Annotated in this window: 14 protein-coding genes; 9 read left to right on the forward strand and 5 right to left on the reverse strand. The window is 68.3% G+C overall.

From position 1 onward, the window contains the following. Positions 1–168: 168 nt before the first annotated feature. From ACFFC4_RS13960 to ACFFC4_RS13980, 5 genes are all read right to left on the reverse strand, one after another. On the reverse strand, positions 169–468 hold the full coding sequence (locus ACFFC4_RS13960; protein ID WP_375501864.1) for a DUF1416 domain-containing protein: 300 nt from the start codon (positions 466–468) through the stop codon (positions 169–171). After that, complete coding sequence (locus ACFFC4_RS13965; RefSeq protein WP_375501866.1) at positions 468–1,301, reverse strand: sulfurtransferase; 834 nt, start codon at positions 1,299–1,301, stop codon at positions 468–470. The genes ACFFC4_RS13960 and ACFFC4_RS13965 overlap by 1 nt, the downstream gene beginning before the upstream one ends. A 285-nt stretch (positions 1,302–1,586) precedes the next feature. After that, positions 1,587–2,324: a DUF2993 domain-containing protein gene (locus ACFFC4_RS13970; RefSeq protein WP_375501868.1), complete on the reverse strand. Its 738-nt coding sequence runs from the start codon at positions 2,322–2,324 to the stop codon at positions 1,587–1,589. Position 2,325: 1 nt separating this feature from the next. Then, positions 2,326–3,207 carry a hypothetical protein gene (locus tag ACFFC4_RS13975; protein WP_375501870.1) on the reverse strand — a complete coding sequence of 294 codons (882 nt, stop codon included), beginning with the start codon at positions 3,205–3,207 and terminating at the stop codon, positions 2,326–2,328. Then, on the reverse strand, positions 3,200–4,000 hold the full coding sequence (locus ACFFC4_RS13980; RefSeq protein ID WP_375501872.1) for an alpha/beta hydrolase family protein: 801 nt from the start codon (positions 3,998–4,000) through the stop codon (positions 3,200–3,202). Before ACFFC4_RS13980 ends, ACFFC4_RS13975 begins: the two co-directional genes overlap by 8 nt. Before the next feature lie 172 nt (positions 4,001–4,172). Between ACFFC4_RS13980 and ACFFC4_RS13985 the strand changes: the two genes are divergently transcribed. From ACFFC4_RS13985 to ACFFC4_RS14025, 9 genes are all read left to right on the forward strand, one after another. Further along, complete coding sequence (locus ACFFC4_RS13985; RefSeq protein ID WP_375501874.1) at positions 4,173–4,955, forward strand: DNA-binding response regulator; 783 nt, start codon at positions 4,173–4,175, stop codon at positions 4,953–4,955. 19 nt (positions 4,956–4,974) lie between these two features. Continuing rightward, a complete protein-coding gene (mshD, locus tag ACFFC4_RS13990) occupies positions 4,975–5,808 on the forward strand; it encodes a mycothiol synthase (protein WP_375501876.1) in 834 nt (277 codons plus the stop codon). Between the two features lie 209 nt (positions 5,809–6,017). Then, on the forward strand, positions 6,018–7,157 hold the full coding sequence (gene pstS / locus ACFFC4_RS13995; protein ID WP_375501878.1) for a phosphate ABC transporter substrate-binding protein PstS: 1,140 nt from the start codon (positions 6,018–6,020) through the stop codon (positions 7,155–7,157). A gap of 303 nt (positions 7,158–7,460) precedes the next feature. Further along, on the forward strand, positions 7,461–8,420 hold the full coding sequence (gene pstC / locus ACFFC4_RS14000) for a phosphate ABC transporter permease subunit PstC (protein WP_375501984.1): 960 nt from the start codon (positions 7,461–7,463) through the stop codon (positions 8,418–8,420). Next, positions 8,417–9,385 carry a phosphate ABC transporter permease PstA gene (pstA, locus tag ACFFC4_RS14005; protein WP_375501880.1) on the forward strand — a complete coding sequence of 323 codons (969 nt, stop codon included), beginning with the start codon at positions 8,417–8,419 and terminating at the stop codon, positions 9,383–9,385. The genes pstC and pstA overlap by 4 nt, the downstream gene beginning before the upstream one ends. 11 nt (positions 9,386–9,396) lie before the next feature. After that, complete coding sequence (gene pstB / locus ACFFC4_RS14010; protein WP_375501882.1) at positions 9,397–10,176, forward strand: phosphate ABC transporter ATP-binding protein PstB; 780 nt, start codon at positions 9,397–9,399, stop codon at positions 10,174–10,176. A 338-nt stretch (positions 10,177–10,514) separates the two neighbouring features. Further along, entirely contained in the window at positions 10,515–12,239 is a 1,725-nt protein-coding gene (locus tag ACFFC4_RS14015; RefSeq protein WP_375501884.1) for an FAD-dependent oxidoreductase, read from the forward strand. A 148-nt stretch (positions 12,240–12,387) separates the two neighbouring features. After that, a complete protein-coding gene (locus ACFFC4_RS14020; RefSeq protein WP_375501886.1) occupies positions 12,388–14,415 on the forward strand; it encodes a choice-of-anchor G family protein in 2,028 nt (675 codons plus the stop codon). A gap of 121 nt (positions 14,416–14,536) precedes the next feature. Then, a complete protein-coding gene (locus ACFFC4_RS14025; protein WP_375501888.1) occupies positions 14,537–15,097 on the forward strand; it encodes a hypothetical protein in 561 nt (186 codons plus the stop codon). The last annotated feature ends 8 nt before the right edge of the window (positions 15,098–15,105 follow it).

Raw genomic sequence — 15,105 nt, forward strand, 5'->3', positions numbered from 1 at the left:
CGACGAGCTTCACCAGCACCCAGCCCGCACCGCCGGCGACGGCTAGGAAAACGAGCACCAGGATCGCGAAGTAGGCAGTCTCCACGCCGCGGACCCTACCGCCGCCGCACAGATCAACAGCGCCGAAACGTCGGCAAACGACGTTTCGGCGCTGTTGATCAGCTGGGGTCAGGACAGCGAGAGCGGGACCTCGACCAGGCCGGGCTCGAGCGCGTGCACGCCACGGCGGACCCGGCCGTCGCGGTGCAGCACCGAAAGCGTCCACTGGCCGGGCGCGGCGAAGAACCGGAAGTCGCCGGTGGCCGAGGTGACCACCTCGGCGGTGAACTCGTCGGTCGAGTCGAGCAGCCGGACGTACGCGCCGGGGACCGGGGCGTCATCCTTACTCACGACGCCGTAGATCACCGTCTCCTTGGTGAGGTCAATACCTGCAGGTATGGTGGGCGTCTGCGCCGGCGCACCGCACATCAGGCTGTCTTCTCGATCGGCACGCCAACGAGCGAGCCGTACTCGGTCCACGAGCCGTCGTAGTTCTTGACGTTCTCGTAGCCCAGCAGCTCGTGCAGAGCGAACCAGGTGTGGCTCGACCGCTCGCCAATGCGGCAGTACGCGATGGTGTCGCGGCCCTCGTCCAGACCCTCATCGGCGTAGATCTTGCGGATCTCGTCATCGGATTTGAACGTGCCGTCTTCGTTGGCCGTCTTGCTCCACGGCACGTTGAGCGCCGTCGGGATGTGCCCGCCACGCTGGCTCTGCTCCTGGGGCAGGTGGGCCGGGGCGAGCAGCTTGCCGCTGAACTCGTCGGGCGAGCGGACATCGACCAGGTTCTTCTTGCCGATCGCATTGACGGTCTCGTCGCGGAAGGCGCGGATCGAGGTGTCCTGCTCCTGGGCGGTGTAGCTGGTCTTGTCGCGGCTGACCGTGTCCTTCGACAGCTCACGGCCGTCGAGCTCCCACTTCTTGCGGCCGCCGTCGAGCAGCTTGACGTTCTGGTGGCCGTAGAGCTTGAAGTACCAGTAGGCGTACGCGGCGAACCAGTTGTTGTTGCCGCCGTAGAGCACGACGGTGTCGTCGTTGCCGATGCCCTTCTCGGACAGCAGCGCCTCGAACTGCTCCTTGTTCACGAAGTCACGGCGGACCTGGTCCTGCAGCTCGGTCTTCCAGTCCAGCTTCACGGCGCCAGCGATGTGCCCGCCGTCGTAGGCGGACGTGTCCTCGTCGACCTCGACGAACACGGTGCCGGGGGTGTTCAGGTTCTCCTCGGCCCAATCGGCCGAGACGAGCGCGTCAGTGCGGCTCATGGTTGATCCCTTCGGATGGCGAATGCGATGACAGATGGACGGCGGCACGACGGGGCCACCGCGGTGGTGCAGCGGGAGCACGGCCGGCCCTCAGACGTTGCAGGTGCGACCGGTCAGACGGTGCGACACAGGCAGCTGCGCTGGCGGCACAGGTCGACCGTCCGCCGGGATGTGAGCAGAGGGCTCACCGGCAGGCTCGGGACGAGCAGGCTGCACATGAACCCGAGCGTAGCGGGCGGCGCAATGCGGTCGCTACCCAGCCGTTCACTGGACGGGACGCGCGTCCTACGAAGTGGGATGACCTGGTGAATCAGCTGTTCGGCGGCGAAACACGGGGGCGTCGGCCGCTCCGGTGACGACCAGCCCCTCACGCGTCGGCCGCACATCGTCGATGCGCAGGCCGTAGGGCAGTGCCGGCAGCGCGACCGGGACGTCGAGCGCCGGAAGCAATTGATTCATGACAATGCTCGGGACGCTGACACCGGCTACCGAGACGCCTCGGATGCGCAGCCACACGGCGCTGCCGTTGCCGATCGTCCAGACCGCCTGGCCGTCGATGCGCGCCAGCTGGCTGAACCCAGGGATGGGCAGCGCGGCCGAGGCCATCAGCCGGTCGCCGACGAGCCGCAGCCGCAGGCCGGGGATCGGCGCCACCCGCGCGAGCTCGCCGAACGGCAGCACGACCTGGCCGCTCACCCGGTCGCAGGTGATCTCCTCGACGCGACGGTGCAGCAGGTCGCGGGCCGGCAGGTAGACGGTGTTCAACCGTGCGTCGAGGGTGGCGCCGGTCAGGTCGCCGATGACCAGGCCGCCGCCGGTCACGTGCACCTCGCCGTAGCGCCCGCGCAGGGCCTGCGTGAGGAAGGGCCGGCCGAGCACGCGGACCGTCGCCAGCCGGCCGAACGGCTCGGAGAGCACCTCTGCGGCGCGCCGCTCGGCCAGGGCCGCGACGCTGCGGTCGACGAACACGAGGCTGATGGCCACGAGCAGCACCAGGGCGACGACCGCCAGCGCGATCAGCACGTCAGGAGCGGATGGCCAGACAGAGCAGGAATGCCCCGGGTGCGAGCACGCCCAGCGGCAGCAGCGCCGCACAGACCGGACGCAGCACCATGCCCACCCGGGCCTGCGGGATGGCTGCACCATGCAGCACGAAGGCCGCGGCCACGGCGAGGAAGGCGGCCACCGCACCGAGCGCCGCGCCCAGGAAGACCGAGCGGCCGTCCTCGAACTCGGCGTGCTCGTGCAGGGTCAGGTAACCCACGGCGGCCCCGACGACCGCCGCGCCGACCAGCGCAAGCATTCCGCGATGGACCTCGGGGTCGAAGCGCGGCACCGGGACCACGAGGTCGATCAGGTAACCCACGACCAGGGCCGCGCCGACGCAGCTCACAACCGCTGACACGATGATGCCGCCCAGGCGCTGGTCCACGAACTCGTGCCGCAGCTGCACCAGGGCGGCCAGCGCCACGACCGAGACCACGAGCACCGCCATGTACGACAGTGACTCGACGAGGCGGGTCCGTGCCGCGCCCCGGGTCAGCTGATGGAAGAACATCACTGGTACCGCGAGGCCGAGCACTGCGAGCAGGGTCCCGAGGCGTCCGTGCGGCCACACCGAGACCACGACGTCCGCCCCGCCGGCGGCGAGTGCGGCGATGACGATGGCGCCCTTGCGGCCGGGCATCGCAGTGCCGAACACCCACGACACCGCGAACAGCGCCTGGACGACAGCCACCGCGACGAGCAGGGCCAGCGCCCCTACCCGCGCCGCGACGCCGAGCCCGCCGGCAACGACCAGCACCGCGATCAGACTGCCGATCAGCGAGGCGTCGACCTCCCGGACCGCCGCGCCGTCCGACCCCGACGTCGTCGTCGTCGTCGTCGAGGCATGCACGTCAGTCACGGCGAACATCGTCGCAGACCGGCTGCCCCGAACCCACCGCTGTGCGCACCCAGTCCGCGATGCGCAGGAGCAGGTCGTCGGTCGTGGCGAGTTCGGCGTGACCCATGCCTGGCTCGATCCATACATCCGCCGACGGCGCCGCAGCGGCCAGCTTTTCGACATGCGTCAGGGGGAAGTAGTGGTCTTCTTCGCCGTGGACCAGCAGCAGCGGCCGGGGTGCGATGGCGCCGGCGACCTCGGCCGGCGCCTCAGGCTGCACCTCCCACGCGTTGGGTGCGACCCGAGTGCGCCGCGCCAGCCGCACCGTCACGCGGCCGGTACGCGTCTCGAAGAGCCAGTGCACGATCCGCATCGGGCGGGTGCCGCGCTCCCACCAGGTGCCGGGGGCGCTAACGCTGACCACCGCGTCGGCGTCGCCACCCAGGCCGGCGTGGCGCAGGACCGACGTGCCGCCCATGGACCAACCGAGCACGACCACCCGGAGATAGCCGGCCGCCCGCAGCCATCGGACGGAAGCTGCGATGTCGTGCACCTCGTCGGCACCGGCCGTCGTGGCCCCGGCGGAGCGGCCGTGCCCGCGCAGGTCGGGAGAAAGCACGCCGTAGCCGTTGTGCGCCAGCGCTGCACAGATGCGTTGGACGTCGGCGTTGCGCGAGGAACCGGTGAACCCGTGGGCGACCACGCAGCCGACGTCTCGCGTGGGCGCCGGCCAGTGCAAGCCGGCGAGCCGCACACCGTCCCCAGCCAGCAGGGTCACCGACTCGCTGCGATCGGGGCTGGCGGGCGGCGGCATCGGGTCATTCTTGTCGTCTCGGTCCCCTGCCGGGAGTGACCTGATTCACCCGAGGTTCACCCCACAGTCGCGGGTACGTCATTCGGCCCGATCTCGGCTAGTCTGTAAGCGCTTGAGGGCAACGAGGCCCGCCGCACCACCCACCTCGATCTACGATGATCTGGAGGCGAGAGTGGAACTCATTCTGCTCACCGGCGCAGTGCAGCCCACGGCCGAGGTCCTGCCTGCGCTTGGGCTTCTTCCGCACCACGTCACCGTCCTGCCACAGGACGCGAGCGCTCTCGTCGACCGCGCGCTCGGCGACGCCGTACTTGTTGACGCCCGCCGCGACCTCATGGGCGCGCGCTCGTTCGTCCGGTTGCTGACGGCCATGGGCACGACGGTCCCCGTCATCGCCGTGCTCACCGAGGGTGGCCTGATCGCGGTGTCCGGCGAATGGGCGGTCGACGACTTCGTGCTCGACACCGCCGGGCCCGCCGAGCTCGACGCCCGCCTGCGCCTGGCCGTCGAGAAGCGTGCCGCGGTGTCCGATGACGTCAACGGCCGGCTCGAGATCGGCGAGCTGACGATCGACGAGACCACGTACTCCGCCAAGCTGTCCGGCAACGCCCTCGACCTGACCTACAAGGAATTCGAGCTGCTCAAGTTCCTGGCCCAGCACCCGGGCCGGGTCTTCACCCGCTCCCACCTGGTGCAGGAGGTGTGGGGGTACGACTACTTCGGCGGCACCCGCACCGTCGACGTCCACGTTCGGCGTCTGCGGGCCAAGCTCGGCGTCGAGTACGAGGCCATGATCGGCACGGTGCGCAACGTCGGTTACAAGTTCGTCCGGCCGTCCGACACCGGTCGCCGCGAGCTGTCCAACAGCACCCCTGTCGATCGGGTGGCCGACGCTCTGAGCGACGACGTGGGTGCCGACGAGAACGCCGCCTTCGAGCGCCAGTTCAACGCCTGACGCCACTAGCGTTGCGGTGGTGACACCGTCGATCTCCCAGCAGTTGCCCGCCAAGCCCGACGTCGTCGCCCTGGCCGCGACCATCGAGGCCGAGGACGGCGCTCCCCCGCTGTCCGATCAGGCGATCGCGCAGCTCGGCGATCCCGCCGTCACCCACCTCGTGGCCCACGACGGCGAGCGGTTGGTGGGGTACGCCCAGCGCGACGGTGACTCCCTCGAGATCGCGGCGGCGCCAGACGCGGTGCTGGATCTGCTCGACGCGGCCGGCGACGGCCCACTGCTGGTGTGGTCGCACGGCCGCGGCAGCCGGTTGCAGGCGCCGCTCGAGCAGGCCGGGTTCGTCCGCGACCGGGAGTTGCACCAGCTGCGCCGACCGATCGACGACGAGCACCCGCTGCCGCCGGACCCGCCGCTGACCGACGACATCGCGGTGCGGGCGTTCGTCCCGGGCACCGACGACGACGCCTGGCTGGCGCTGAATGCAGCCGCGTTCAACCACCATCCCGAACAGGGCGGCTGGGACGAACGCGACCTGCAGGCCCGGATGGCGGAGTCCTGGTTCGACCCCGCGGGATTCCTGCTGGCCGAGCGCCCAGGGGCTCTGGTGGGCTTCCACTGGACCAAGATCCACCCTGACGGGATCGGCGAGGTCTACGTGCTCGGTGTCTCCCCCGACGCACAGGGTCTCGGCCTCGGGCGCGCTCTGCTGGTGCGGGGGCTGCGCCACCTGGCCGGGCGCGGTTGCCCCGCGGTACTGCTCTACGTCGACGGCGACAACGCGGCGGCCATGCACCTCTACGCCCGAGATCGATTTGTGACCCACGACCTGGACGTCCAGTGGCGCCGGCCGTGATTGCCTCGCTGCACTGACCGGCATCCCAAGATTCGGGCGCCACCGCCGGTTGGGCGCGCCGCTGTTCATCTGGCGGCCATGCGTCCTGCTTGTGCGCGTCACTTCACGCCGCGGTGGCATTCATCTGCCGTTCACCCTGGCCACCCCGCCGCGCCACGTGCCACTCCTAGCGTGCGGTCCGAAGGTCAACCGACGAAGGGGAACTAATCGTGAAGCTCACTCGAGCTGCCGTGGCCGCGGGGGTCATGGCGAGTGCTCTCGCCCTTGCAGCCTGCGGCTCGTCAGGCGGCAGCGACAAGTCCAGCGCGCCCGCCGGCGCCAGCACGTCCAGCGCAAGCACCAGCGCGTCCAGCGGTGGCGGCTCCACCTCGGGCTGCCCGTCCGGCACGCTGAACGGCGAGGGCTCGACGGCCCAGACGAACGCCATGACGGCCTGGATCAACGCCTTCACCAAGAAGTGCTCCGGGGCGAAGATCAACTACAACCCGACCGGTTCCGGTGCGGGTGTCAGCCAATTCAACGCCGGCCAGGTCAACTTCGCCGGCTCGGACTCGGCCCTCGACCCCACCAAGGGCGAGGTTGCGGCAGCCGCGAAGACCTGCGGCAGCACCGCTCTCGACCTGCCCATGGTCGTCGGCCCCATCGCTGTCGCCTACAAGCTCAACGGGGTCAAGGACCTGACCCTGACCCCGAGCCTGCTGTCGAAGATCTTCACCGGCAAGATCACCACCTGGAACGACGCGGCCATCAAGACCGCCAACCCCAGCGCCACCCTGCCGTCGACGAAGATCAGCGTGATCTTCCGCTCGGACGCTTCGGGCACCACCCAGAACTTCGAGAAGTACCTCGCCGCTGCTGCGCCGAGTGACTTCACGGCCACCCCGGCCAAGGACAACGCCGCCACTGTCTTCAAGGGCACCGGCGCTGCCAAGTCCCAGGGTGTCGCCCAGGCGATCTCCACGACCGAGGGCGCGATCGGCTACGACGAGTACTCCTTCGTGGCCACGACGCTCAGCACCGCCAAGATCGACAACGGTGGCGGCGCGGTCGCGGTCAACAAGACCACGGCCTCCGCAGCTGCGGGTGCGGCGACGGTTGCCGGCACCGGCGACGACCTCACGCTGAAGATCGACTACGCCACCAAGACGCCGGGTGCCTACCCGATCATCCTGGTGACCTACGAGATCGTGTGCACGAAGTACAAGGATGCGGCAGTCGGCACATTCGTCAAGGACTTCCTGACGTACACCTCGTCCGACGGCCAGGCTCTGCTCACCGGCCTCGGCTACGCACCGCTGCCCAGCGCGCTGCAGACCAAGGTGCAGGCGTCGGTCGCGAAGATCAGCTGACGTTCGCTGCGTAACCCGCCCTGCTGGTCGCCGGTCTCGTGGCGACCAGCAGGGCGCCGCTCGTTCTAGAAATCCACTACGTTTTCGGGGACCCGCCTTATGCCAGAGCGAGAGACCATGACCGACCGGACTACGCCTCCGCCGAACTCACCCCTGCCGCCACCGCGCGTCGGCGGCGAGTCGATCGAGCTGCGCAAAGACCCCTCCAGCGACACGTCCAACGACACCTCTAGTGACACCGGTCGGCACTCAGCTGACCCCCAGCCCGCTGAGACCACCATCACCTCGTCCGATCCGCTGGCCATGGCCGGCGGCCTCGAGGATGCTCCGCCCGTCTTCGGCGCCGGTGACACCGGCGGCAAGCGCCGCATCGGTGACCGCGTCTTCGCCGGCATGAGCGTCGGCGCGTCCGGCTTCGTCATTGTGTTGGTCGGGCTGGTCGGCGCTTTCCTGCTCATCAAGTCGGTGCCGTCGATCGCTGACGACAAAGTCAACTTCCTGACCTCCACCGAGTGGTCGCCCACCCCGGGCAACCTGCGCTTCGGCATCGCCGCCCTGTTGTACGTCACCGTGGTCATCTCGCTGGTCGCCATGATCATCGCGGTGCCGGTGGCGATCGGCGTGGCCCTGTTCATCACCCAGTACGCGCCGCACTCGATCCGCAAGCCGGTTGCATACATTCTCGACCTGCTCGCCGCGATCCCCTCGATCGTCTACGGCATCTGGGGCCTGATCGTGCTGGCCCCGAAACTCACGCCGGTGCAGAACTTCCTGTCCCACATCCCGATCGGGTTGTTCGACAACAAGAGCGCCACCAAGACCATCTTCGACGGTGGCGTGGTGCTCGCGGTCATGATCCTGCCGATCATCACGGCTATCAGCCGCGACGTCTTCGACCGCACCCCGCGGGCGAACATCGAGGCTGCATTGGCGTTGGGTGCCACCAAGTGGGAGATGATCCGGATGTCGGTGCTGCCGTACGGCCGCGCCGGCGTGGTCAGCGGCTCGATGCTCGGCCTGGGTCGCGCGCTCGGCGAGACCATCGCGGTGTACCTGATCGTGGGCACCTCGAGCTCGTTCTCTACCTCGATCTTCAGCGGTGGCTCCACGTTCGCGTCACAGATCGCCAACGGCTCGTCGGAGTTCAACAACCCTGAGTCGACGGGCGCCTACATCGCCGCCGGCCTGGTGCTGTTCATTCTGACGTTCATCGTCAACTCCGCTGCCCGCGCGATCGTCAACCGGCGGAAGGACTTCGTATGACCGCGACTATGGCCCCGCCACAGAGTGAGCTGACGTTCGCCAAGGGCAAGGGCACGCGAAAGATCAAGAACAGTGCCGCCACGGGTCTCGTCTGGTTGGCCTTCGGCATCGCGCTGGTACCGCTGATCTGGCTGCTGTACACGGTGATCAGCAAGGGTTACCACGCCATCGTCCAGACCGGCTGGTTCACCTCCGACCAGGCCGGCATCAGCTTCTCGGTCAAGGGTGGCGGCGTCTCGGCCGCGATCATCGGCACTGCCGAGCAGGTCGCGCTGTGCACCGTCATCTCGGTGCCGATCGCCATCCTGGTCGGTGTCTACCTGGTCGAGTACGGCCGCGGGCCGTTCGCCAAACTCACCACGTTCATGGTCGACATCCTCACCGGTATCCCGTCGATCGTGGCCGCGCTGTTCATCTACGCGCTGTTCATCACCACCCTGGGTGGTGACCGCGCCGGATGGTTGGTGTCCCTCGCGCTGGTCATCCTGATGATCCCGGTCATCGTGCGTACCACTGAGGAGATGCTGCGCCTCGTCCCGAACGAGCTGCGCGAGGCGTCCTACGCCCTGGGCATTCCGAAGTGGCGCACGATCATCAAGGTCGTCATCCCCACCGCGTTCACCGGGCTGGTCACCGGTGTGGTGCTCGGCATCGCCCGCGTCGCCGGTGAGACGGCGCCGCTGCTGATCCTGGTTGGCTACTCCGGCAACACGAACACCGACCTGTTCAACAATTTTCAGAGCTCACTTCCCGGGTTCATCAACAACCAGGCCATCAACCTGACACCCTCGGGTGGCGGGACGGGCAAGGTGCTGGACCCGGAGACCGGTCAACTCGTGGCCGGCAAGGCCGTGAACTTCGCCCCGGACCGGCTCTGGGGCGCTGCCCTGACACTGATCATCATTGTTATGGCCCTCAACCTCATCGCGCGGCTCATCGGCCGTCGCAACAAGATCGCGAACTGACGGAGACGACGATGGCCAAGCGCATCGAAACCAACGACCTGAACATCTACTACGGCAAGTTCCTCGCCGTCAGCGACGTGACCCTCACGGTCGCACCGCGCAGCGTCACCGCCTTCATCGGCCCGTCGGGCTGCGGCAAGTCCACCGTGCTGCGCACGCTCAACCGCATGCACGAGGTCATCGCCGGTGCCCGAGTCCAGGGCAAGGTGATGCTCGACGGCGACGACATCTATGCCTCGAACGTCGACCCGGTCGACGTCCGTCGCACCATCGGCATGGTCTTCCAGCGACCCAACCCGTTCCCGACGATGTCGATCTACGACAACGTCGTCGCCGGCATGAAGCTGAACAGCAAGCGGATGAAGAAGTCCGAGACCGATGCGATCGTCGAGAAGTCGCTGCGCGGCGCGAACCTCTGGGAAGAGGTCAAGGACCGTCTCGACAAGCCCGGCGCCGGCCTGTCCGGTGGCCAGCAGCAGCGCCTGTGCATCGCCCGCGCCATCGCCGTCGAGCCGCAGGTGCTGCTCATGGACGAGCCGTGCTCGGCGCTCGACCCGATCTCGACGCTCGCCATCGAGGACCTCATCCAGGAGCTGAAGAAGAGCTTCACGATCGTGATTGTCACGCACAACATGCAGCAGGCGGCACGGGTGGCCGAGCGGACGGCGTTCTTCAACCTGGCAGCCGTGGGCAAGCCGGGCCAGCTCGTCGAGATGGACGCCACCGACAAGATCTTCAGCAACCCGTCCGACCAGCGCACCGAGGATTACATCTCCGGCCGCTTCGGCTGAGTCAGGGGCGATCTTCCTGCGCGGGCTGCGTCCCGACGCCACCGGCGCAGGAAGATCTGCGCAAGACGTCTGTCGATCAGGTTCGCACCCGGGGTGATCGGCTGCAGGGTCCTCAACCGACCACCGGGCGTGGGAAGCTGATCGACCCTGACCACGGCTGCTGTATTGGCGGCGATCTTCCTGCGCGGGCTGCGTCCCGACGCCACCGGCGCAGGAAGATCTGCGCCGCCGCGGGCGTCCGTCCACGCATGCCCGATAAGGGACGTCCGGCGATTGCTAGGACGCCCCGTCAGACGTAAAGTCCGTTGTTGAGTACCAATCAATAACGGAGGCACGCGGTGTCGGTCGGCAGCTCGGATTACGACGTCCTGGTCATCGGATCGGGGTTCGGCGGCAGCGTCACCGCGCTACGGGCGACCGAGAAGGGCTACCGGGTCGGGGTCCTGGAGGCCGGGCAGCGGTTCACCAACGACACGCTGCCCAATAATTCCTGGCACCTGCGCGACTACGTCTGGGCGCCGAAGCTGGGTTGCAAAGGCCTGCAGCGCATCCACGTGCTTAAGGACTGCATGATCCTGGCCGGCGCCGGCGTGGGCGGCGGTTCGTTGAACTACGCGAACACCCTGTACGAGCCGTTGCAGCCGTTCTACGACGACAAGCAGTGGGCGCACATCACCGACTGGCGCGATGAGCTGGCGCCGCACTACGAGCAGGCGAAGAAGATGCTCGGCGTCGTCACGAATCCGACCACAACGCCGAGCGACATCGAGATGCAGCGCTTGGCCGAGCAGTTCGGCAAGGCCGACACGTTCCACCCGACCCCGGTCGGCGTCTTCTTCGGCCGCGACGGTCGGCAGGAACCCGGCCAGACCGTGCCCGACCCGTTCTTCGGCGGTGCCGGCCCCGAGCGCACCGGCTGCATCCAGTGCGGCGAGTGCATGACGGGGTGCCGGCACGGCGCCAAGAACACCTTGACGACGAACTACTTGTACCTGGCCGAGAAGAACGGCGCCGAGATCCTGCCCCTGACCACCGTTGTCGACGTGCGTCCCGGTCGGCGCGGCGGCTACGAGGTCGTCACGGTCGCTACCGGCGCGTGGTTGCCCACGAAGCGCACGATCACCGCCGACCAGGTGGTGTTCTCGGCCGGCACCTACAACACCCAGAAATTGCTGCACAAACTTCAGGCTTCGAGCCTGCCGAACATCTCCTCGCGGCTCGGGCACCTGACCCGGACGAACTCCGAGGCACTGCTCGGCGTCCGCGTCGCCAAGCCGACGCGTGATTACACCGAGGGCGTGGCGATCACGTCGTCCTGGCACCCGGACGAGAACACCCACATCGAACCCTGCCGCTACGGCAAGGGCAGCAACGCCATGGGGTTGTTGAACACCATGCTGACGCGGGGTGGCACCCGACGCAGCCGTTGGCTGCAGTTCCTCGTGCTGATGTTCAAGAAGCCCGGGAATGTCCGCTTGTTGGTCCCGCGCAGGTGGTCGGAGCGGGTGATCATCCTGCTAGTGATGCAGTCGCTGGACAACAGCATCACGGTGCTGCGGCGCAAGTCCCGCTTCGGCGCCCGGCTGACGTCCACCCAGGGTGCGGGCGAGCCGAACCCCACGTGGATCCCGGTCGCCAACCAGGCCGCCGAGCAGCTCGCCGAGAACGTGGGCGGCGTGCCCGGTGGCACCTGGGGCGACCTGATGAACATCCCGATGACGGCGCACTTCATCGGCGGCTGCCCGATCGGCGACTCGGTCGAGACCGGCGTCATCGACCCGTACCAACGGCTTTACGGTCACCCGGGCCTGCACGTCATCGATGGGTCGACGCTATCGGCGAATCTGGGCGTCAACCCGTCGCTGTCCATCACTGCCCAGGCCGAGCGGGCACTGTCGATGTGGCCCAACAAGGGCGAGCTCGACGAGCGACCGCCCCTCGGCGCGTCGTACGAGCGGATCTCGCCGATCGAACCGATCAAGCCCGCCGTTCCCGATGACGCGCCCGCCGCCTTGCGATACGGTCCGGTCCGGCTGGGAATGCCCGGGTTGCGCAGCGCGTGATCGCGCCGCATTCTTCGTCAAGACAGTCTGGACATTCCGGGCCTTACCCCGCTCCTTGCCGGCATCGTGGGCTGTTATTCTCCGCTGCACAGCGTGTGACGTGTAACACGGCGCAGGTCACGTATGAACGACCACCGAAAGGCCACGCATGACCCTCATTGTCGAGAGCGGCCGGGAGCACCCCGGACGTCCCCGTCGGCGCCTCGTCCGCCTCACCGCCCTCGGCGTGACGGTCGGTGTCGCTGCCGCGACTATCGTCGGCTCCGGCGGCGGCGCCGCTGCTGCAGCCACCGCCCCGAAGGCCCAGTCGGTCGGTCGATTCCTCGACGGTTCGGCCGGCGGGATGGCCATCGAGTCCATCGCGGACCTCGTTGATGCCCGCGCCAAGGCCGCCCCGAACACCTCCGTGCGCAACCCGCTCGAGGCCAAGGTGCTCGGCCAGGCCGATGTGCCGATCGGGAACGCCCTGCAGCTGCCCGGTGGTGGCGCGTTGAACCTCGGCGCCGCCAACCAGCTGGCAAATGCGAAGACCGACGGTTCGGCCATGGGTGCGTCCGGAGCTCTGCTCAACTCCGGCGGCGCGTCCGTCGGCGGCGACAACGCTGCCTACCCGGCCGATGCGAAGGTGAACCTGAGTTCGGCACTGGTTGGCTCGGTGCCGATCCCGGCCCTGTCGACTTCGTCGCTGCCCGGCCTGCCCAGCGTCCCCGGCCTGCCCGCCGGGTCGACCACCAACCTTGCTGCCCTCGGCGGCATCACCGCGGACCTTGGAGCGGTTGTCGCCATCGCACAGACGGCCAAGGGCGGGGAGGCCACCACACCGGAGTCAGGTATCGCTGACCTCAAGCTGGCCATCGGCTCGCCGGCGCTCGGTGGGTTGCTCGCGCAGCTGAAGGCACTGCTGAGCCCGTCAGTCTTGAACACACTCCTCGGCAGCCAGGCAAACACGGGTGCGCTCGCGACATTGCTTCAGTCGCTCACGACGGCGCCGGTCAGCATTCCAGGACTTCCCGGGTTGCCCAGTCTTCCCGGCCTGCCAGACCTTCCCGGGACTGGCGGCATTCTCAGCGGTACCACAGGTGGCCTTACCGGCGGCACGACAGGCGGCACGACAGGCGGCCTCACCGGCGGCACGACAGGTGGCCTTACCGGCGGCACGACAGGTGGCTCGCCCACTGGAGTGAACTGCGCCTTGACCGCACCGGCGTCGGCGACGGCCCCGATCTCGCTCGATGACGGGGCGGTCGTGATCGATCCCACCACGGCCACGATCACCATCGACGTGGGCAAGTTGGTCACCGTGCTGCTCGGGAAGGACATTTCGAACCTCGACACCTCGAACTTCGACGTGATCGACTTCCTAGTCGAGAACCTGCCGAACATCCTGTCGACGGGGCTCGAGGGCGTCGTCACCGGCATCACCGACTCGCTGAATGCACAGTTCACGAGTTGCGTCTCGTCGCTCGGGACGACGCTGGGTGTCAGCACAGTCACCAACGGCCTGACGCAACTGACGAGCGCGCTGCAGCCTGGTCAGACGGCGCTGATCAACGCGATCAACAGCGCTACCGCTCCGCTGGTGTCCGCTAGCAAGGCGCCGCTGACCCAGCTGGCCGCCGGCCTCAAGCAGATCCTGGACATCGGCTTGAACGTGCAGTCGGGTCCGGGCATCGAGCCGGCAGACACGGACTACCCGTACACGTCGGGGCTCAAGGCCACGCCGGACCAGGCCACGGCCGTGGTCGCCAAGCAGACCGTGGTGCGGGCCATCGAGCTCGACCTCCTGCCGGCCAGCGGTGGGGCCAGCCCGGGCGGCACGCTGCCTGGCCTGCCCAGCGTCCCGGGGCTCGGCTCGCTGCCGGGTACTAGCGCGGCGTCGGCCCGCCAACTGGCAGGAACGCCGCGAGCGCTGGCCGCGACCGGTGGCGCGGCGGTGCTGGCACTCGGCAACGCTGCCGCCGGACCGAGTACGAACCCGACGGTCCCGCGGGAGTCGTCGTCTACGCCGAGCAGCGAGGTTGAGGCGACGGCCATACCGACCGGCATTCCGGCCGGTGCCGCCGGTCGCGACGGTGGCGGGTCACCGGCACTGCCGATCGTGCTCGTCCTGATCGGTCTGGTGCTGGCCGGCGGCGGCGTGACCGCGTACCGCAGTCGGGGGCAGTACAGCCACTGACGTCAGCCGTATGACGCTTCGGCCCGCCACCCATTTTGGGTGGCGGGCCGAAACCGTTAAGCTGTTCATGCGCAGCGGGAACCGGGGGGGCTTCCGCGGCACAAGGGTGGGGGCTAACACCATGACTCAGTCGGCGCATTTTCACGGGGCTTGGGACGACGACGGCACCTGGACGTCGCGGCTTGCCGCGAACCTGGGTCATCACGCCAGCGAACTGCTGATTGCTTCGATAGGCGCAGCCGTCATCCTTGGCCTGCGCCCGCTACCCGGCGCATTCGGTGTCACCGTCCCGGTGGCCCTGTTCGGGTTCGTGATCGCCAGCTGGCTGCTGATGCGGGCCCACGACCGTCGCCTGTGCGAGGCCTGCATGTCGGCTATGCCGCTCGACGCGGCCAAGCAGGCCACCAAGTACACGAAGCGGTTCTGGACCGCGCACACTGGTTCTGAGCCCCGGTTCCTGATCCCGTACCTGGTGGTGCTGCTCGGCTCGAACTTCGCCGCCGGCACCGTCGGCCGGATCTTCTGGGCTGCCATGCAGCTGTCGATGGTCTACCTGATCCTTGCGCAGTCCACCCACCGGCGTCTGCAGCCGTGGTGCCCCTGGTGCAAGGGTGGCGGCGGTGGCGAGGATGTCGACGAGACGCCGCCCGTGCTGCCTCGCGACGACCGCCAGCTCATCTGACCAGCCGC

Source organism: uncultured Jatrophihabitans sp. (assembly GCF_964244045.1).
In the GTDB taxonomy this organism is placed as follows: domain Bacteria; phylum Actinomycetota; class Actinomycetes; order Mycobacteriales; family Jatrophihabitantaceae; genus Jatrophihabitans.